Here is a 17,270-nt window from a genome sequence, read left to right as displayed (position 1 = left end):
CAGACTGTACCGACAAACAGCACAAACGTCCCACAAGCGTTTGAGTACGTGGCTTTGAGCCTCTATTGGCAGGCAATGACAACCTATTCACCGTGCGGATGTATAAATTCTTGAATTTTGGCAAAAATCCTTAGAAGCCACGGCCTGCAAAGGGTTTAACGGAAAGGTGCGACATTCGGTCACGGGGTGACTTGTAGTTAATTTTCCGTCACCCGTCATAATCCCTTGAAGGGCACAAAGTTCGCCTGCAAAATGCCGCGCCCCGCCCTGATTTGGTGGGGTCGTGCTGATCGGCCGCCCCAGCCGCACCATCCGAAGTGCCTGGGTTTACTCAATAAGATCACGCAGGAGATTTGACGTGCACATTGGTGTTCCTCTCGAAACCCAGACGGGTGAAACGCGGGTTGCTGCAACCCCGGAAACCATCAAGAAGCTGATCGGCCAGGGTCATAAGGTCACTGTACAAAGCGGCGCCGGCATTAACGCCAGCGTCGTCGACAGTGCTTATGAAGCGGCAGGCGCAACCATTGGCAGCGCCAACGATGCGTTTGGTGCCGAGCTGATTCTCAAGGTGGTCGCCCCCAGCGACAGCGAACTGACGCTGATCAAGAGCGGCACCGTAGTGGTCGGCATGCTCAACCCGTTCAGCAATGAAACCATCGCCAAACTGGCCGAATGCGGCATTACCGCGTTTGCGCTGGAAGCTGCGCCACGCACCTCCCGCGCCCAGAGCCTGGATGTGCTGTCCTCCCAAGCGAACATCGCCGGCTATAAATCGGTGCTGCTGGCCGCTCACTACTACCCACGCTTCATGCCGATGCTGATGACCGCAGCGGGCACTGTGAAAGCGGCGCGCGTGCTGATTCTTGGTGCCGGTGTGGCCGGTTTGCAGGCGATTGCCACGGCAAAACGTCTGGGTGCCGTGATCGAAGCGTCCGATGTGCGTCCTGCGGTGAAGGAGCAAATTGAATCCTTGGGTGCGAAATTCGTCGACGTGCCGTACGAAACCGATGAAGAACGCGAATGCGCCGTCGGCGTCGGCGGCTATGCGCGCCCCATGCCGGCCAGCTGGATGCAGCGTCAGGCCTTGGCCGTACACGAACGCGCCAAGCAGGCTGACATCATCATCACCACGGCACTGATCCCGGGTCGCAAGGCGCCGACGCTGCTCAGCGCCGAAACCGTGGCGCAGATGAAGCCAGGCTCGGTGGTTGTCGACCTCGCTGCAGCCCAGGGCGGCAACTGCCCGCTGACCGTGGCGGACCAGGTCGTGGTCTCGAATGGCGTGACCATTGTCGGTCCGACCAATCTGGCCGGTGGGGTGGCGGCAGACGCTTCGGCGCTGTACGCACGCAACCTGCTGGACTTCCTGAAGCTGGTCTTCAACAAGGAAGGCCAGTTCGAAGTGAACCTAGAAGACGACATCGTCGCCGCGTGCCTAATGTGCCGCGACGGCCAAGTCATCCGCAAAAACGCCTAAGCAGGGATTCAGACGATGGAAGAGCTTATCTCCCCCGGTATCTACAACCTGATCATCTTCGTGCTGGCGATTTATGTCGGTTATCACGTGGTCTGGAACGTTACACCTGCACTGCACACGCCATTGATGGCGGTGACCAACGCCATTTCGGCGATTGTGATCGTCGGCGCGATGCTGGCGGCCGCTTTGACCGTAACACCATTGGGCAAAACCATGGGCACCCTGGCGGTGGCTCTGGCGGCCGTGAACGTGTTCGGTGGTTTCCTGGTCACCCGTCGCATGCTTGAGATGTTCAAGAAAAAAGCCCCGAAAGCCGTAAAAGAAGAGGCGCCCAAGTAATGAGCATGAACCTGGTAACGACGCTGTACCTGATCGCGTCGATCTGCTTCATCCAGGCCCTCAAAGGCCTGTCGCACCCGACCACGTCGCGGCGCGGCAACGTGTACGGCATGCTCGGCATGGCCTTGGCGATCCTCACCACCATCGGTCTCATCTATAAGTTGGCGGCGCTCTCCATTGAGCAAGGCGGTGCTACCGCCGGCATCGGCTACGTCATCGTCGGTCTGCTGGCCGGCGGTACCGCCGGTTCGATCATGGCCAAGCGCGTTGAAATGACCAAAATGCCGGAGCTGGTCGCCTTCATGCACAGCATGATCGGTCTGGCGGCGGTGTTCATCGCCATTGCAGCCGTCGTCGAGCCGCAATCGTTGGGCATTGTTAAACATCTGGGCGATTCGATTCCGGCGGGTAACCGTCTGGAGCTGTTCCTCGGCGCGGCCATCGGTGCAATCACCTTCTCCGGTTCGGTGATCGCGTTTGGCAAGCTGTCGGGCAAGTACAAGTTCCGCCTGTTCCAGGGCGCACCAGTACAGTTCAGCGGTCAGCACAAACTGAACCTGCTGCTGGGTCTGGCGACGCTGGCACTGGGCGTCACGTTCATGCTGACCGGCAACTTCAGCGCCTTTGCCCTGATGCTGATCCTGGCCTTCGTGATGGGCGTGCTGATCATCATCCCGATCGGCGGCGCCGACATGCCCGTCGTGGTGTCGATGCTCAACAGCTACTCCGGCTGGGCTGCAGCGGGTATCGGCTTCTCGCTGAACAACTCGATGCTGATCATTGCCGGCTCGCTGGTGGGCTCAAGCGGTGCGATCCTCTCGTACATCATGTGCAAGGCGATGAACCGTTCGTTCTTCAACGTACTGCTCGGCGGCTTCGGCAACACCGCGGATGCTGGCCCGGCGGGCTCCAAGGAAGCCCGTCCGGTGAAATCCGGTTCGGCTGATGACGCCACCTTCCTGCTGACCAACGCCGACACCGTGATCATCGTTCCAGGCTATGGCCTGGCGGTAGCACGGGCGCAGCACGCCTTGAAAGAGCTGACCGAGAAACTGAGCCACCGTGGCGTGACCGTGAAGTATGCGATTCACCCGGTTGCCGGCCGGATGCCTGGCCACATGAACGTATTGCTGGCCGAGGCCGAAGTGCCTTACGACCAGGTGTTCGAGATGGAAGACATCAACTCCGAGTTCGGCCAGGCCGACGTGGTGCTGGTGCTCGGCGCCAACGACGTGGTGAACCCGGCAGCCAAGAACGACCCGAAATCCCCGATTGCCGGCATGCCGATTCTCGAAGCGTTCAAGGCCAAGACCATCATCGTCAACAAGCGCTCGATGGCCAGCGGCTATGCCGGTCTGGACAACGAGTTGTTCTATCTGGACAAGACCATGATGGTTTTCGGCGACGCCAAGAAAGTCATCGAAGACATGGTTAAAGCCGTCGAGTAAACCCCTTCGGCAACCTGAACGCCCCGACTCGTCGGGGCGTTTTTGTTTGCGTCTGTTACCGATCCTGTAAAGGTGTTTTGCCTGAAAGCACCGGAATAGACGCCCCGAATGCGACCTTGGTAGCGGGACGGGCACCGCTCGAATTCACTAGACTGCGCACCTTGCTTCCGTTGCCCGAGATAACAATCATGTACCGTGACCGTATTCGCTTGCCTTCATTGTTGGACAAGGTAATGAGCGCCGCCGACGCTGCCGCTCTGATTCAGGACGGCATGACCGTCGGCATGAGCGGCTTTACCCGAGCCGGCGAAGCCAAGGCCGTGCCTCATGCACTGGCCGAGCGCGCCAAGGTCACGCCGCTGAAAATAAGCTTGATGACCGGCGCCAGTCTGGGCAACGACCTCGACAAACAGCTGACTGAAGCCGGCGTACTGTCGCGACGCATGCCGTTCCAGGTGGACAGCACTCTGCGCAAGGCGATCAATGCCGGCGAAGTCATGTTCATCGACCAGCACCTGTCGGAAACCGTAGAGCAGCTGCGTAACCAGCAACTCAAGCTGCCGGACATCGCGGTTATCGAAGCCGTGGCGATCACCGAGCAGGGCCATATCGTGCCGACCACCTCGGTGGGCAACTCGGCCAGCTTCGCGATTTTCGCCAAACACGTGATCGTCGAGATCAATCTGGCGCACAACCCGAATCTCGAAGGCTTGCACGACATCTATATCCCTACCTACCGGCCTACCCGCACGCCTATTCCACTGGTGAAGGTCGATGACCGTATCGGCAGCACTGCCATCCCGATACCGCCGGAAAAAATCGTCGCGATCGTGATCACTAATCAATCCGACTCGCCCTCTACTGTGCTGCCGCCGGATGTGGACACCCAGGCCATCGCCGACCACCTGATCGACTTCTTCAAGCAAGAAGTGGCTGCCGGTCGCATGACCAACAAACTCGGCCCGCTGCAAGCCGGTATTGGCAGTATCGCCAACGCGGTGATGTGCGGCTTGATCGACTCGCCATTCGAAGACCTGACCATGTACTCCGAAGTGCTGCAGGATTCGACTTTCGATTTGATCGACGCTGGCAAGTTGAGCTTCGCTTCGGGCAGTTCGATCACCCTGTCGAGCCGGCGCAATGCCGATGTATTCGGGAATCTGGAGCACTATAAGGACAAGCTGGTGCTGCGCCCCCAGGAAATCTCCAATCACCCCGAAGTGGTGCGGCGCCTGGGCATCATCGGCATCAACACCGCGCTGGAGTTCGACCTGTACGGCAACGTCAACTCCACTCACGTCTGCGGCACGCGGATGATGAATGGCATCGGCGGCTCGGGCGACTTCGCGCGCAATGCGCACCTGGCGATTTTTGTCACCAAGTCGATCGCCAAGGGCGGGGCGATTTCCAGCGTGGTTCCCATGGTCAGCCACGTCGATCACACAGAACATGACGTCGACATTCTCGTGACCGAGATCGGCTTGGCCGACCTCCGAGGCCTGGCGCCGCGTGAGCGTGCCCGCGTCATCATCGACAACTGTGTTCACCCGGACTATCGCCCAGCCCTGAATGACTACTTCACTGCTGCTTGCGCGGTCGGCGGGCATACCCCGCATATCCTGCGTGACGCACTGAGCTGGCACATGAACCTGGAAGAAACCGGGCGCATGCTGGCGGTGTAATTGATACAGATAGCAGCTGACGCAAACACAGTTTCGTCAGCTCGCTGTTGCAGCATTCTTTTCAATCAAAAACTGTACTGCTGTACCGGTCTTTTCCTACCGTAATTGCCTACCTTTTGCAGCCTAAGCCCTATAAATGCACCATAATGGTGCTGATAGGTACAGTTGCCTCAATTTAGACCAGTACACCCCCGTTTAACAGTTAACTGGTCTCTCACAATACAGGTGAACTGTATCTACAGAGACTGGCCAAACGAGAGGATCATTGGCATCAGTCAAAGTTAAACCACTACCTAATCCCGCCATAAGCGGAAGGATGTCAACCATGGAACGTACACTCAGTTCCGAGCTGTTCTTCGAAGACACTGCTGCAAAAACCCAGGCTTCCCTGCCTTTGCGCGTTATCGCCAACCTGATGCTGTGGCAGCGCCGCATCTCCAGCCGCCATCAACTGGCTCGTCTGGATTCGCGTCTGCTGGCTGACGCCGGGATTAGCGAAGCACAACGCTACGAAGAGCTGAGCAAGCCGTTCTGGCGCTAAGTTAGCGTCGCTGGCTCTGACCCACCGGGTCCACCGCCAGCAACCCGAATTGAACAAACAGAACCCGTCGTGGGAAACCACGACGGGTTTTGTCGTTCTAGGGCTTCATATTGGGGGCGTACAGAAGAGAAAATCACCGACAGTTACAGTTTTTAAATATATAAAAACAACCAGTACAGTTTATTCTAAGTGTGTCTGCGCTCGCCTGCATGAACAAGCGGGACTGTTCTAACCGATGTACGCAGGCCTAATATCTGTCTAAACCGTGGCGAACGCTTTAAGACGACAGGCGTCTGATCCTGTGCCACCTCTCTATAGGTCTATCCAAAGGAGCTACCTCATGTCCCCCCTTCGCCTGCTCAGCGCTGCAGCCCTGCTTGCCATGGCTGCCAATGCCCACGCCTCCAGTTTTATCGTGACCACCGACTCCATCGTTAATGGCCTGAAAGCTTCCTCCGACGCGACTTCGGATGTCTCGTCCTCCTTCCGCGACAACAAAATCGTCCGTGCTGCCCGTGACGATGCCGCCAGCTTCGTTGCCAGTGACGGTGCCATCCGTGGCGCGAAACTGGAAAGCGCGCTCAACCATATCCGCCAACAGGCTCCACAACTGAATGCGACCGACGCACAGCTGGCCCAGGCCATCCTGACGATCTAGGCAACTGCGCTGAACCGGGACACGCCCGTCGTGTCCCAATGTTTCGGCGCTGGCTCTAGCCCGGGCATTGCGCTAGCCTTGGGGCTCGCTTTCAGCTATCGAGCCTCATGCGTTTTCTTTCAAGCCTGTTGATCACTCCGGTTTTTCTCGCGGCCTGCTGGTCGGGCTCGGCCCATGCCTTCGACGCTTTCAACCTGTCTACACAAGGCACCGTAGCCAGTGGTTATGCCACCAGCATGGTGACCTCCGCCCCCTTCGACCATAAAATGCTGATCGCCGCCCGGGATGACGCTGCAGCGTTCATCGCCAGTGACGGCCAACTGCGAGGAGCACAACTGGAATCGGCCTTGATCTACCTGCGCCGGACCCAGCCAAAACTTCATGCCAGCGACCTTGAACTGGCGCAGGCAATTCTCGTCCAATAGTTATCCTTGTTTCTCCGGAGTCACTCCATGCGTAGCCCGCTGATTGCTGCCACCCTTGGCCTGCTGTTGTTGGCCGACGTGGCCCAGGCCCACACCCTGGTAGCCACCAGTAACATGATCATTCGTGCCTCCCAGCGCACGCTTGATTTCACTTCCGATACCACCACGTCCATCCGCGATTCGAAGATCGTCCGTGAAGCCCACGACGATGCGGCCAGTTTCGTCGCCAGCGAGGGTGAAATCCGTGGTGCACACCTGGAGGCGGCCTTCGACACCTTGCGCACCCGCGTACCGGAAGCCCGCGACGCCAGTGATCAGGTCCTCGCCGAAGCCATCCTCGCACTGTGAAATCACTAAGCACCTGGCTGCTGGCCGGGGTTGTGTTGCTGCTTGGCAACACGGCCCAGGCCGGCCTGCAATTACGGCTCAAGACCGACGGCCTGAGCCCCGCGCAACAGCAGGCCAGTCAGGCGCTGCTCGATGAAGCCATGCAGGCGTTACCGCCACGCTTCATCGAGCAGCTGGACCGGCACATCGATGTCGGCTGGACCGACAACATGCCGAGCAATGCCTATGGCCAGGCATCGCTGGTGTCCGAGCTCGACCTGAATCGCAACCTGCTCGCCAGCCTCACCGACGGCAGCGCCGCGACCAAAAAAACCTATCGTCCCCACGGCACCGTGCGCCAGGAAATGCTCGCCACGGTGTTGCACGAACTCACCCACATCTACGACCGCGCACGCCTCTGGCCGGACGCCGAGCGCACACTGATCCAGCGCTGCACACAACGTAACAGCAGCTCCGGACTGATCGGCATCCCGGATCAGTGCCGCGGACAGACCGACCGACGCTGGACCCTCAGCGACGACCCTCGCCTGCTCGATCTGGCCGGCTGGCCGCAATACGTTGGTCGGCGCGGTGAGCGCGAACAGCACAACCGGCAGATTGCCCGCAGCCCGGACATCTACGAGACGAGCAGCCCGAAGGAGTTCGTCGCGGTCAACATGGAGTACTTCCTCCTCGACCCAAGCTATGCCTGCCGTCGCCCTGCGCTGTATCGCTACTACAAAGAACACTTCGGCTGGGCGCCCGCCGCCAAAGACACCTGCGCCCGATCATTCGCCTTCCTCAATGCGGGTAACGATTTCGCCAAACAGCCCTTGGGCCAGGTCGATCCGGAACGGGTGTATGCCGTCGATTATCTACTGGCAGAAGCCAACCAGAACTGGGTCAGCCGCTGGGGCCACAGCATGCTGCGACTGGTGATCTGCGCGCCCGGTCGGCCTCGCGGGCCGGATTGCCGCCTCGATCTGGATCAACATCTGGTGCTGTCCTACCGCGCCTTCGTCGGCGACGTACAGTTGTCGAGTTGGGATGGGCTGGTGGGCAAATACCCATCGCGCCTGTTTGTGTTGCCGCTGGCCCAGGTGATCGACGAATACACCAAAACCGAACTGCGCAGCCTGGCCTCGGTGCCGCTGAACCTGTCGCGCAGCGAGATCGAAGACGTGGTGGAGCACGCCGCCGAGATGCACTGGAGTTACGACGGCAATTACTTCTTCCTGTCCAACAACTGCGCCGTGGAAAGCCTGAAACTGCTGCGCAGCGGCAGCAATAATGCCCAGCTGACAGGGCTCGACAGCATCATGCCCAACGGCTTGCTGGAAGTACTCAAGAGCCGCGGACTGGCGGATACCAGCGTGCTCGACGACCCTCGCGAAGCGCTACGCCTGGGCTATCGCTTCGACTCCTTCCGCGAGCGTTATCAAGCGATGTTCGAGGTGTTGAAAAAGCATTTGCCGATCAAGCAGGAAAAGGTCGAAGACTGGCTGGCATTGAAAGCTGACGAGCGCCGCAAATGGATTGACCAGGCGGACCTGCGCACCAGCGCGGCATTGCTGTTACTGGAGCAGGCGAGCTTCCGCCAACAATTAGTGTTGGCTCAGGACGAAGTCAAACAGCGCTACCTGGGCGCTCGGGAATTGAACAACGGCGGCATGGATAAAGCCAACGCGACCTTGCAGCAGATTCTCGCCAATAGCGGCTTCCTCAGCCGTCCGGCCGAACTGCTCGGCACCGGTGGCTATGGTTTGCCACAGCCGAACGAGTGGACACGCCTGGAGTCGGAAAGCAATCTGCGTCAGAAGCAGCTTCAAGTGCTGACCGGGGACCTCGACAAGGAAGTGCGAGCGCTGCTCGAGCCAAGCCGCGCTGCTGAAATGGCCGCCAACGAAGAGAACCTGAAACAGGTTGGCGAACATTTGAGGAAGTTGCACAAGGCTGCGGGTGGGTTGGAGTTGCCCTGAAAGCAAAAAGGGCTTCAGAACGTCCTGAAGCCCTCGGTCTTGCTGTATGTGCTGTGCCGCGAGGCACTAGTTCCTCTCTTACTTTCAGCTGACCCGCGCTTTACGCACGCCGTCAGACAAGGCCGCGCACAGGCTGAGTACGCCCTCCACAGCCTGATCCGGGGTCGAGGCGTTGGCGATGTGATCGATCAGCGCCGACCCCACCACCACACCATCAGCCCGACGCGCGATGGCCGCTGCCTGCTCCGGTGTGCGAATACCGAAGCCGATGCTGATCGGCAGATCGGTATGGCGACGCAGACGGGTGACGGCTTCTTCGACATGTTCCAGAGTCGCCGCGCCCGCACCGGTCACACCCGCCACCGACACGTAGTAAACAAATCCGGAACTGCCATTCAGTACGGTCGGCAGACGCCCATCGTCAGTCGTCGGAGTGGTCAGACGGATGAAGTCCAGGCCTGCCGCCTGTGCCGGGTCGCACAATTCAGCGTTATGTTCTGGTGGCATGTCGACCACGATCAGGCCATCGACACCGGCTTCTTTGGCTTCAGCGATGAAACGCGGCACGCCGTACATGTGAATCGGGTTGAAGTAACCCATCAACACCAGCGGAGTCTCGCTGTTGCCTTCGCGGAACTCGCGAACCATTTGCAGGGTTTTCGCCAGGTTCTGTTTGGCGCCCAGAGCACGGATGTTGGCCAGCTGGATCGCCGGGCCGTCGGCCATCGGATCAGTGAAGGGCATGCCCAACTCGATCACGTCGGCGCCGGCACCGGGCAAGCCTTTGAGGATCGCCAGGGACGTGTCATAGCTCGGATCGCCGGCGGTCACGAAGGTCACCAGGGCGGCGCGGTTCTGTTCCTTGAGTTCGGCAAAACGCGTTTGCAGGCGGCTCATCAGTGTTTCTCCTGCTTGGACTGCACTTGTTGAGAGTTTTCCATGTGGTGCATCACGGTTTGCATGTCTTTGTCGCCACGGCCGGACAGGTTGACCACCATCAGGTGATCTTTCGGCAGGGTCGGTGCGCGCTTGAACACTTCGGCCAGGGCATGGGCGCTTTCCAGTGCAGGAATAATCCCTTCCAGGCGGCAGCACTTATGGAATGCGTCGAGGGCTTCGTCGTCGGTCACCGAGGTGTACTGGACGCGGCCGATGTCATGCAACCAGGCGTGTTCAGGGCCGATGCCTGGATAGTCGAGACCGGCTGAAATCGAGTGCGCGTCAATGATCTGGCCATCATCGTCCTGCAACAGGAACGTACGGTTACCGTGCAGCACGCCTGGTACGCCACCGTTCAGGCTGGCCGCGTGCTTGCCGGTTTCGATGCCGTAACCGGCCGCTTCGACGCCGATGATCTCGACGCTCTTGTCATCGAGGAACGGGTGGAACAGGCCCATGGCATTGGAACCACCGCCGATGCACGCCACCAGGCTGTCTGGCAGGCGACCTTCCTGGGCTTGCAACTGCTCGCGGGTTTCCTTGCCGATGACGGCCTGGAAGTCGCGAACCATGGCCGGGTATGGGTGCGGACCGGCCACGGTGCCGATCAGGTAGAAAGTGCTGTCGACGTTGGTCACCCAGTCACGCAGGGCTTCGTTCATTGCGTCTTTGAGGGTGCCGGTGCCCGCGACTACCGGGATCACTTCGGCGCCCAGCAGCTTCATGCGAAACACGTTGGCTTGCTGACGTTCGATGTCAGTGGTACCCATGTAGATCACGCATTCGAGGCCGAAACGCGCGGCCACGGTGGCGGTCGCCACGCCGTGCATGCCGGCGCCGGTCTCGGCGATGATACGTTTTTTGCCCATGCGCCGCGCCAGCAGGATCTGGCCGATGCAGTTGTTGATCTTGTGCGCGCCGGTGTGGTTCAGCTCTTCGCGCTTGAGGTAAATTTTCGCGCCACCGCAGAACTCAGTCAGGCGTTCGGCGAAATACAGTGGGCTTGGACGTCCGACATAATCACGCTGAAAGTAGGCCAATTCTTCTTTGAATGCCGGATCTTCCTTGGCTGCTTCGTATTCACGGGCCAGATCGAGGATCAACGGCATCAGGGTTTCGGCGACGTAACGGCCACCGAACGCGCCAAACAGGCCGTTGGCGTCGGGGCCGTTGCGCAGATTAGTCTGGGTCATGGGTCGCTCCAGTTGTATTCGAGAGGTGACGATGGGGTTCACTCTACCCCTGACATCCCACGCTGAAAACCGATAAGATCGCCGCAACCTGTCAGGAAAACTCACAGATCCCATGAGCCATGACCTCCCCCCGCTGAACGCGCTTCGCGCCTTCGAAGCCACTGCCCGCCTGAACAGCGTCAGTCAGGCTGCCGAACAGCTGCACGTCACCCATGGCGCGGTCAGCCGGCAACTCAAGGTACTGGAGGAACACCTCGGCGTGAGCCTGTTCATCAAGGATGGACGCGGCCTTAAACTCACAGATGCCGGCGTTCGATTGCGCGATGCCAGCGGCGAAGCCTTCGAGCGTTTACGCAGCGTTTGCGCCGAGCTGACCCAAAGCACCGCCGATGCGCCGTTCGTACTCGGCTGCTCGGGCAGTCTTTTGGCGCGCTGGTTCATTCCGCGTTTGGGGCGCCTGAATGCGGACCTGCCGGATCTGCGCTTGCACCTGTCGGCTGGCGAAGGCGATCTCGATCCACGACGGCCTGGTCTGGATGCCTTGTTGGTATTTGCGGAGCCGCCGTGGCCGGCGGATATGCAGGTCTACGAGTTGGTGAGCGAACGAATCGGCCCGGTCATGAGCCCGCGATTTGCCGGCTACGAAAGACTACGAAACGCACCGGCAAGCACACTGTTGAGCGAACCCTTGTTGCACACCACCTCACGTCCGCAAGCCTGGCCGATATGGGCACAGCAAAGCGGCCTCGACGACAAGGCGCTGAAGTACGGCCAGGGCTTCGAGCATTTGTATTACTTACTGGAAGCGGCAGTGGCCGGGCTGGGCGTGGCCATCGCGCCCGAGCCGCTGGTGGCCGAAGACGTGAAGGCCGGTCGCCTGGTTGCGCCATGGGGCTTCCGTGAAACCCCGGCGCAACTGGCGTTGTGGCTCCCCAAGCGCGCCGCGGACGGGCGCGCTCGGCAGTTGGCGCAGTGGCTTAAAAACGAACTGCGCCAGACACCTTAATGGCCGCGCTTGAACAGTAAGTAGGCCGCGAGCAATCCCAGCGCACCCACGGCAACACCGGCTGTAGTCCAAGGGTGCTCCTGGGCGTAGTCACGAGTCGCGATCCCGGTTTCACGGGTTTTGACCTTAACCTCTTCATAAGCATCGGCGAGCAGATGGCGTGAGTGTTTCAGCGCGTTCTCGGCGTTGCTTTTCAACGTCTTGATAGTTTTACGCGACTCGTCCGAGGCGTCATCCTTCAAGCTTTCCAACGATTTCAACAGACTCTCGATCTCGGCTTCCATGCTTTGCAATGAGGCGTTGCGTAACGACGTGTTGGCCATGATGGCTCTCCTGCATTGTTGATGAGTGACGTGTGTTGGTTGGGACTTCAGGGGTTCGAGAAAGTGCAGTAAATCTGAACATCACTGCGGATTGGTCGACAGAAGAAATAAGAAAAATCACTGCTAGGCTGTATTTCACACCTCAAGGAGAACGCCATGACTGACCATCACACCTACAAGAAAGTCGAACTGGTTGGCTCGTCCACCAGCAGCATTGAAGACGCCATCAACAATGCCTTGGCCGAAGCCAACAAAAGCCTCAAGTACATGGAATGGTTTGAAGTGACCGAAACTCGCGGGCATATCAAAGACGGCAAAGCTGCACACTTCCAGGTGACACTCAAAGTCGGGTTCCGGATTGCCAGCAGCTGAGTTTGAGCCAGCCGGCTGAACTTGCGCGACGACTGAATGCCATAGGAAACAGCAAAGTGCTACAGAGTGAGCGCATCCGGTAGCTGGATGCCCTCCCTCTATTGATCCGACCAAGGAGTGCAACCCATGAAGAAGTTTATTCTGGCGGTAGGTTTGTTGAGCCTTGCGGGAACAGCCTTTGCCCAGGTCAAGTCGTGTGAAGAGCTGAAAGCCGAAATCGCTGCAAAACTGGACGCCAAGGGTGTTTCCAATTACACGCTGGAGATCGTCGACAAAGGTACTGCTGCCGGTGGAAAAGTCGTCGGAAAATGTGAGAAGGGCTCCAAGGTAATCGTTTACAAGCAAGGCTGACCTCCCTCAAAAATGAAAAAGCCGACGCAATGGCGTCGGCTTTTTTGTGGGTGCTGTGCAAGCGTCAGCCCTTCATGACCTGTGCCAACAGTTCATAGGAGTGCACGCGATCGGCATGTTCGTACAGGTCACAGGTGAAAATCAGTTCATCCGCCTGGGTCTGTTCGATCAGCACCTCAAGCTTGGCGCGGATTTTCTGCGGACTGCCGACCATCGCCAGCCCCAGAAAATCACCGACCGCTTCTTTCTCATGGGGCAGCCACAGGCCGTCCATGGTCTTCACGGGTGGGCGTTGCACCAGGCTCTGGCCACGCATCAACGCAAGAATCCGCTGGTACACCGAAGTGGCCAGGTAATCGGCCTGCTCGTCAGTGTCTGCCGCCACCAGCGGCACACCGAGCATCACGTAAGGCTTATCCAACACCGCTGAAGGCTTGAAGTGGTTGCGGTAGACGCGAATCGCTTCATGCATGAAGCGCGGTGCGAAATGTGAAGCAAAGGCGTAGGGCAAACCGCGCTCACCAGCCAACTGCGCACTGAACAGGCTCGAACCCAACAACCAGACCGGGACATTGGTGCCGGTACCTGGCATGGCAATGATCCGCTGATCCGGCGTGCGCGGGCCGAGGTAGCGCATCAACTCGGCCACGTCTTCCGGGAAGTCGTCGGCGCTGCCGGAGCGTTCACGACGCAAGGCGCGGGCGGTCATTTGATCGGAGCCGGGCGCGCGACCCAGGCCCAGGTCGATCCGGCCTGGGTACAGGCTTTCAAGGGTGCCGAACTGCTCGGCGATCACCAGCGGCGCATGGTTGGGCAGCATCACGCCTCCCGAACCGACGCGAATGGTCGAAGTGCCGCCGGCCAGATAGCCCAGCAGGACCGAGGTCGCCGAACTGGCGATCCCGTCCATATTGTGGTGTTCGGCGACCCAGAAGCGGTTGTAGCCGAATTTTTCGACGTGCTGGGCCAGGTCCAGGGAATTGCGTAGAGACTGGGCCGCACTGCCGTTCTCGCGCACGGGCACCAGGTCGAGAGTCGAAAACTTGATCTCAGACAGTCGTTTCATAAACCTGCTTCTCCAATGGGTAAGCAGGTTTTTCCCAACGAAAACCTGCCGAGTCTGTAAGCGTGTTCTCTGCAATGAGGGCATATACCCGAGTTTCAATAGGAGAGACAAAATTCCTGTGCAATTAGAGGACTGATCAGATGAGGTGAACTTTGCCCGACGGTCTATCCTCAGAACCCTGGTAACCGAAAACCACGAAGGCGCGACGTTTCGCGCCGGATCTTGAGGAGGCAGACATGGCTATCACAAAGAAAGCATCGGCTCATTGGGAAGGTGACCTGAAAACCGGCATCGGCTCAATCTCCACGGAAACCGGCGTACTCAGAGAAGCCCCCTACGGCTTCAAGGCCCGTTTCGAAGGCGGTAAAGGCACCAATCCGGAGGAGTTGATCGGCGCGGCCCACGCTGGCTGTTTCTCCATGGCGTTTTCAATGATTCTCGGTGAGGCCGGCCTCAAGGCCGACAGCATCGACACCAACGCCGAAGTTACCCTGGACCAGGTGGACGGTGGCTTTGCAATCACCGCGGTGAAACTGATCCTCAAGGCGAAAATCCCCGGGGCGACCCAAGCGCAATTCGAGGAACTGAGCAACAAGGCCAAAGAGGGCTGCCCGGTGTCCAAGGTGCTGAATGCGAAAATCAGCCTGGATGCGACGTTGGTCAGCTAAACCGATAAAAAATCGCAGCCGTCGGCAGCGCCTGGATTATTGATTGATCGGTAGGCGCTGTCGAAAGCTGCGATCTTTTTTGCGTTGAAACAAAACCTGGCTGGCGTAATTGTGGTCGAATAAATGACAGCAGCTTTAGCGCATCACCGTGCGCGCTGCCTCAAGGGAGCTTCAACCATGAAACGTTTTGCCTTGGCGGTTATCTGTTGCACGCTGGCCACATCGGCTCTCGCGGTAACCAAATCGTGTGAGGAACTCAAGGCTGAGATCGAAGCCAAGATCCAGGCCAATAACGTCTCGTCCTATACTCTGGAAATCGTCACCAAAGACGAAGTACACGATCAGAATATGGTGGTCGGCACGTGCGACGGCGGCACGAAGAACATCATCTACCAAAAAAATGACCGTTGATTCGCCTCACATGAGGCAGTAGCTCTCGCGATCTTCGGCGACAATCTCCCGCTTGGCGTTATACAGCCGGGCGCTGGGGGTGAACGCTATGGAGCGAGCTTCCAGCAGATAACGCTGGCCGGCCTCGAAATGGTCGTAATTGATGGTCAGGTAGCATATTCGCTCCAGAGGAGTGTTCAGCAAACCCGGCCCTCCGCCAAACACTTCAAAGTCAAAACGTACCCTTAGCTCATGACTACCCGGGGTGACCTGAAAGTAACGGCCATCGCTCAACCGCTGGTTGTCCAGACGATCGGCCATCAGCAGTTTCCCGCCGGGAACTGGCGTAGCGAAGTCGACCCAGGCCATCTGCGGATTGACCGCCGGCAACGGACTCGTGCAGCCGACAAAGGCACCTGCAGCGAGCAACAGCAACAACCTGCGCATGATGAATATCCCAAGGACTGATCATTCAGCATAGCGCCGATCAGGTGCGTTGGCAGCCCGCTGGCTTACCCTGCCCAATCACTTTTCGCTGCTGATCATAAAGCTTTGCCCACGGCCGAAAACCGATGTTCCCCGCTTGCAACTGATACCGCTGCCCGGCGTTGAAGTCCTTGAACTTCACATTCAGCTGGCAATCGCGCCACAGCGGCTCGGCGTCGGGGCCAATGTTGGTCGGCTGGACCGCGAACAAATAGCGAACCTTCAGCTCATGGCTGCCGGGCTGTACCTCGAAGTAACGCTTGTCGACGGAAGCCTTGTCATCGACTTTCAGCGCTTGCAGCGCGGCGTCTTGCTGTAATGGATCAAGATCGATCCAGGCCTGCGAAGGATCAGGGGTGGGCAATCCGGCACAGCCGGCCAGCATCAGCAGGCCTCCCGTCAGCATAAATTTGCGCATAGCGGAGCTCCAATAGGCGGGATAGTCTTGCGGGCAGACTTTCCAGGAATGTTTTTATTTTGATCAGGCCGCGTCCTAGCCTTGGGTTACTTGATCGCGTTTTACGCATTTTGTTTCCGGGTGTTTTTCTTTTGTCGCTCAATGGCTGCGCGAGCGTCAGCTATTACGGCCAATTGGCCAGTGGTCAGCTGCACTTGCTGCGGGCCCGGGAGCCGATTGCCAATGTGATTGCCGACCCCGACCGCGACCGGCAATTGCGTGCACACCTGGCCCAGTCACAAAAGGCTCGAACGTTCGCCAGCCAACACCTGCATCTGCCGGACAACCAGAGCTACCGTTTGTACGCCGACATCGGCCGACCGTATGTAGTCTGGAATGTCTTCGCCACGCCGGAGTTTTCGCTCAAGCCGCAGAACCATTGCTTCCCCGTCGCCGGCTGCGTCGCTTATCGCGGTTTTTACAGTCAGAGCGCTGCTCGCGGTGAGGCCGCCTTGCAACGCCTGCAAGGTATGGACGTGTCGATCGGCGGCGTCGAGGCCTATTCGACGCTCGGTTGGTTCAACGATCCGATTATTAGCTCGATGATGGCGTGGGGCGACGAACGGTTGGCCACGCTGATATTCCACGAACTCGCCCACCAACGTTTTTATGTAAAAGACGACACCGAGTTCAACGAGTCCTTCGCCACGTTCGTCGAACAGGAAGGCACTCGCCAATGGCGCGCATTCCGAGACATGCCGCCGGATAATGGAGCGTTGATACGCCAACGCGACCAGTTCATCCAGTTGATTCTGGACACTCGCACCCGGCTTGAACGGCTTTACGCCCTGCCGCTGCCGGCCGACCAAATGCGTGAGCGAAAAGCGGCCGAGTTCGAACAATTGCGCCGTGAGTACAGGACCCTGCGTGACAGCCAATGGGCTGGCAACAATCGCTACGATGCATGGATCAACGCCCCGATGAACAACGCCCGATTATTACCGTTTGGTTTGTATGACCAGTGGGTGCCAGCGTTTACCACACTGTTCAGGCAGGTCGATGGTGATTGGGTGAGGTTTTATGCGGCAGTGGAGAAGGTGGGCGCGTTGCCGGTTGGGGAGCGCAAGGCGGCGTTGAGGGCGTTGGCAGGATCAGCGAATTCCGATGACTGAACGGACCCCTTCGCGGGCTTGCCCGCGA

The 17,270-nt window shown here is 58.8% G+C and carries 21 protein-coding genes; 15 read left to right on the top strand and 6 right to left on the bottom strand.

All coding sequences use genetic code 11. The annotated features are described in order from the left end of the window. Positions 1-358 precede the first annotated feature (358 nt). The 9 genes from PSH69_RS00560 to PSH69_RS00520 all read left to right on the top strand — a co-directional run bounded on the left by PSH69_RS00560 (position 359) and on the right by PSH69_RS00520 (position 8,879). Positions 359-1,480 (top strand): Re/Si-specific NAD(P)(+) transhydrogenase subunit alpha, encoded by a 1,122-nt coding sequence (locus PSH69_RS00560; RefSeq protein ID WP_305410710.1) that lies wholly within the window; start codon positions 359-361, stop codon positions 1,478-1,480. 15 nt (positions 1,481-1,495) lie between these two features. After that, on the top strand, positions 1,496-1,819 hold the full coding sequence (locus PSH69_RS00555) for an NAD(P) transhydrogenase subunit alpha (RefSeq protein ID WP_003187010.1): 324 nt from the start codon (positions 1,496-1,498) through the stop codon (positions 1,817-1,819). Continuing rightward, the gene (locus PSH69_RS00550; protein ID WP_018927229.1) at positions 1,819-3,267 is read left to right on the top strand and encodes an NAD(P)(+) transhydrogenase (Re/Si-specific) subunit beta; all 1,449 of its coding nucleotides are present in this window, start codon (positions 1,819-1,821) and stop codon (positions 3,265-3,267) included. Before PSH69_RS00555 ends, PSH69_RS00550 begins: the two co-directional genes overlap by 1 nt. Positions 3,268-3,455: 188 nt before the next feature. Beyond that, positions 3,456-4,949, top strand: coding sequence for an acetyl-CoA hydrolase/transferase family protein (locus PSH69_RS00545; protein ID WP_019580272.1), 1,494 nt, complete (start codon positions 3,456-3,458; stop codon positions 4,947-4,949). A gap of 325 nt (positions 4,950-5,274) precedes the next feature. After that, complete coding sequence (locus PSH69_RS00540) at positions 5,275-5,490, top strand: DUF1127 domain-containing protein (protein ID WP_018927231.1); 216 nt, start codon at positions 5,275-5,277, stop codon at positions 5,488-5,490. A 340-nt stretch (positions 5,491-5,830) separates the two neighbouring features. Further along, complete coding sequence (locus PSH69_RS00535; RefSeq protein WP_305410709.1) at positions 5,831-6,148, top strand: DUF2388 domain-containing protein; 318 nt, start codon at positions 5,831-5,833, stop codon at positions 6,146-6,148. 107 nt (positions 6,149-6,255) lie between these two features. Continuing rightward, entirely contained in the window at positions 6,256-6,573 is a 318-nt protein-coding gene (locus PSH69_RS00530; RefSeq protein WP_018927233.1) for a DUF2388 domain-containing protein, read from the top strand. Between the two features lie 27 nt (positions 6,574-6,600). Continuing rightward, positions 6,601-6,921: a DUF2388 domain-containing protein gene (locus PSH69_RS00525; RefSeq protein WP_018927234.1), complete on the top strand. Its 321-nt coding sequence runs from the start codon at positions 6,601-6,603 to the stop codon at positions 6,919-6,921. Next, on the top strand, positions 6,918-8,879 hold the full coding sequence (locus tag PSH69_RS00520) for a DUF4105 domain-containing protein (RefSeq protein WP_305410708.1): 1,962 nt from the start codon (positions 6,918-6,920) through the stop codon (positions 8,877-8,879). The genes PSH69_RS00525 and PSH69_RS00520 overlap by 4 nt, the downstream gene beginning before the upstream one ends. An 84-nt stretch (positions 8,880-8,963) precedes the next feature. Here PSH69_RS00520 and trpA read toward each other — a convergent pair whose 3' ends face one another. Further along, a complete protein-coding gene (gene trpA / locus PSH69_RS00515; RefSeq protein WP_305410707.1) occupies positions 8,964-9,776 on the bottom strand; it encodes a tryptophan synthase subunit alpha in 813 nt (270 codons plus the stop codon). Continuing rightward, positions 9,776-11,011, bottom strand: coding sequence for a tryptophan synthase subunit beta (gene trpB, locus PSH69_RS00510; protein WP_018927237.1), 1,236 nt, complete (start codon positions 11,009-11,011; stop codon positions 9,776-9,778). The genes trpA and trpB overlap by 1 nt, the downstream gene beginning before the upstream one ends. Before the next feature lie 112 nt (positions 11,012-11,123). On the opposite strand from trpB, the gene PSH69_RS00505 reads away from it, so the two are divergent. Continuing rightward, positions 11,124-12,017 carry a LysR family transcriptional regulator gene (locus tag PSH69_RS00505; RefSeq protein WP_018927238.1) on the top strand — a complete coding sequence of 298 codons (894 nt, stop codon included), beginning with the start codon at positions 11,124-11,126 and terminating at the stop codon, positions 12,015-12,017. On the opposite strand, the gene PSH69_RS00500 is transcribed toward PSH69_RS00505, so the two are convergent. Next, positions 12,014-12,340: a YqjD family protein gene (locus PSH69_RS00500; RefSeq protein ID WP_018927239.1), complete on the bottom strand. Its 327-nt coding sequence runs from the start codon at positions 12,338-12,340 to the stop codon at positions 12,014-12,016. The genes PSH69_RS00505 and PSH69_RS00500 overlap by 4 nt on opposite strands. A 156-nt stretch (positions 12,341-12,496) precedes the next feature. Here PSH69_RS00500 and PSH69_RS00495 point away from each other — a divergent pair, with 156 nt between their 5' ends. Both PSH69_RS00495 and PSH69_RS00490 read left to right on the top strand, forming a co-directional pair. Continuing rightward, positions 12,497-12,712 (top strand): dodecin, encoded by a 216-nt coding sequence (locus PSH69_RS00495; protein WP_007940746.1) that lies wholly within the window; start codon positions 12,497-12,499, stop codon positions 12,710-12,712. Positions 12,713-12,838: 126 nt separating this feature from the next. Beyond that, on the top strand, positions 12,839-13,063 hold the full coding sequence (locus PSH69_RS00490) for a DUF1161 domain-containing protein (protein WP_018927241.1): 225 nt from the start codon (positions 12,839-12,841) through the stop codon (positions 13,061-13,063). A 64-nt stretch (positions 13,064-13,127) separates the two neighbouring features. On the opposite strand, the gene PSH69_RS00485 is transcribed toward PSH69_RS00490, so the two are convergent. Then, positions 13,128-14,129 carry an LLM class flavin-dependent oxidoreductase gene (locus PSH69_RS00485; protein WP_064615703.1) on the bottom strand — a complete coding sequence of 334 codons (1,002 nt, stop codon included), beginning with the start codon at positions 14,127-14,129 and terminating at the stop codon, positions 13,128-13,130. A 236-nt stretch (positions 14,130-14,365) separates the two neighbouring features. Here PSH69_RS00485 and PSH69_RS00480 point away from each other — a divergent pair, with 236 nt between their 5' ends. Together PSH69_RS00480 and PSH69_RS00475 are read left to right on the top strand one after the other, a co-directional pair. Continuing rightward, positions 14,366-14,797, top strand: coding sequence for an OsmC family protein (locus PSH69_RS00480; protein ID WP_007940742.1), 432 nt, complete (start codon positions 14,366-14,368; stop codon positions 14,795-14,797). A 177-nt stretch (positions 14,798-14,974) separates the two neighbouring features. After that, the gene (locus PSH69_RS00475; RefSeq protein ID WP_305410706.1) at positions 14,975-15,208 is read left to right on the top strand and encodes a DUF1161 domain-containing protein; all 234 of its coding nucleotides are present in this window, start codon (positions 14,975-14,977) and stop codon (positions 15,206-15,208) included. Between the two features lie 6 nt (positions 15,209-15,214). Here the strand turns inward: PSH69_RS00475 and PSH69_RS00470 are convergent, their stop codons facing one another. Both PSH69_RS00470 and PSH69_RS00465 read right to left on the bottom strand, forming a co-directional pair. Then, the gene (locus tag PSH69_RS00470; RefSeq protein ID WP_018927244.1) at positions 15,215-15,634 is read right to left on the bottom strand and encodes a hypothetical protein; all 420 of its coding nucleotides are present in this window, start codon (positions 15,632-15,634) and stop codon (positions 15,215-15,217) included. Positions 15,635-15,674: 40 nt separating this feature from the next. Continuing rightward, on the bottom strand, positions 15,675-16,091 hold the full coding sequence (locus PSH69_RS00465) for a hypothetical protein (RefSeq protein WP_305410705.1): 417 nt from the start codon (positions 16,089-16,091) through the stop codon (positions 15,675-15,677). Between the two features lie 59 nt (positions 16,092-16,150). On the opposite strand from PSH69_RS00465, the gene PSH69_RS00460 reads away from it, so the two are divergent. Then, a complete protein-coding gene (locus PSH69_RS00460; protein ID WP_305410704.1) occupies positions 16,151-17,242 on the top strand; it encodes an aminopeptidase in 1,092 nt (363 codons plus the stop codon). Positions 17,243-17,270: the final 28 nt, after the last annotated feature.

It is taken from the genome of Pseudomonas sp. FP1740 (genome assembly GCF_030687165.1).
GTDB lineage: Bacteria > Pseudomonadota > Gammaproteobacteria > Pseudomonadales > Pseudomonadaceae > Aquipseudomonas.
Note: the sequence above shows the minus strand (reverse complement) of the source record. Positions and strands in the feature narration are given on the sequence as shown.

What these genes read in the sequence shown, in the direction of transcription:
- PSH69_RS00555 (WP_003187010.1), top strand. Translation starts at nt 1,496, where the DNA reads ATGGAAGAGCTTATCTCCCCCGGTATCTACAACCTGATCATCTTCGTG.
- PSH69_RS00550 (WP_018927229.1), top strand. Translation starts at nt 1,819, where the DNA reads ATGAGCATGAACCTGGTAACGACGCTGTACCTGATCGCGTCGATCTGC.
- PSH69_RS00545 (WP_019580272.1), top strand. Translation starts at nt 3,456, where the DNA reads ATGTACCGTGACCGTATTCGCTTGCCTTCATTGTTGGACAAGGTAATG.
- PSH69_RS00540 (WP_018927231.1), top strand. Translation starts at nt 5,275, where the DNA reads ATGGAACGTACACTCAGTTCCGAGCTGTTCTTCGAAGACACTGCTGCA.
- PSH69_RS00535 (WP_305410709.1), top strand. Translation starts at nt 5,831, where the DNA reads ATGTCCCCCCTTCGCCTGCTCAGCGCTGCAGCCCTGCTTGCCATGGCT.
- PSH69_RS00530 (WP_018927233.1), top strand. Translation starts at nt 6,256, where the DNA reads ATGCGTTTTCTTTCAAGCCTGTTGATCACTCCGGTTTTTCTCGCGGCC.
- PSH69_RS00525 (WP_018927234.1), top strand. Translation starts at nt 6,601, where the DNA reads ATGCGTAGCCCGCTGATTGCTGCCACCCTTGGCCTGCTGTTGTTGGCC.
- trpA (WP_305410707.1), bottom strand. Translation starts at nt 9,776, where the DNA reads ATGAGCCGCCTGCAAACGCGTTTTGCCGAACTCAAGGAACAGAACCGC.
- trpB (WP_018927237.1), bottom strand. Translation starts at nt 11,011, where the DNA reads ATGACCCAGACTAATCTGCGCAACGGCCCCGACGCCAACGGCCTGTTT.
- PSH69_RS00505 (WP_018927238.1), top strand. Translation starts at nt 11,124, where the DNA reads ATGAGCCATGACCTCCCCCCGCTGAACGCGCTTCGCGCCTTCGAAGCC.
- PSH69_RS00500 (WP_018927239.1), bottom strand. Translation starts at nt 12,340, where the DNA reads ATGGCCAACACGTCGTTACGCAACGCCTCATTGCAAAGCATGGAAGCC.
- PSH69_RS00495 (WP_007940746.1), top strand. Translation starts at nt 12,497, where the DNA reads ATGACTGACCATCACACCTACAAGAAAGTCGAACTGGTTGGCTCGTCC.
- PSH69_RS00490 (WP_018927241.1), top strand. Translation starts at nt 12,839, where the DNA reads ATGAAGAAGTTTATTCTGGCGGTAGGTTTGTTGAGCCTTGCGGGAACA.
- PSH69_RS00485 (WP_064615703.1), bottom strand. Translation starts at nt 14,129, where the DNA reads ATGAAACGACTGTCTGAGATCAAGTTTTCGACTCTCGACCTGGTGCCC.
- PSH69_RS00480 (WP_007940742.1), top strand. Translation starts at nt 14,366, where the DNA reads ATGGCTATCACAAAGAAAGCATCGGCTCATTGGGAAGGTGACCTGAAA.
- PSH69_RS00475 (WP_305410706.1), top strand. Translation starts at nt 14,975, where the DNA reads ATGAAACGTTTTGCCTTGGCGGTTATCTGTTGCACGCTGGCCACATCG.
- PSH69_RS00470 (WP_018927244.1), bottom strand. Translation starts at nt 15,634, where the DNA reads ATGCGCAGGTTGTTGCTGTTGCTCGCTGCAGGTGCCTTTGTCGGCTGC.
- PSH69_RS00465 (WP_305410705.1), bottom strand. Translation starts at nt 16,091, where the DNA reads ATGCGCAAATTTATGCTGACGGGAGGCCTGCTGATGCTGGCCGGCTGT.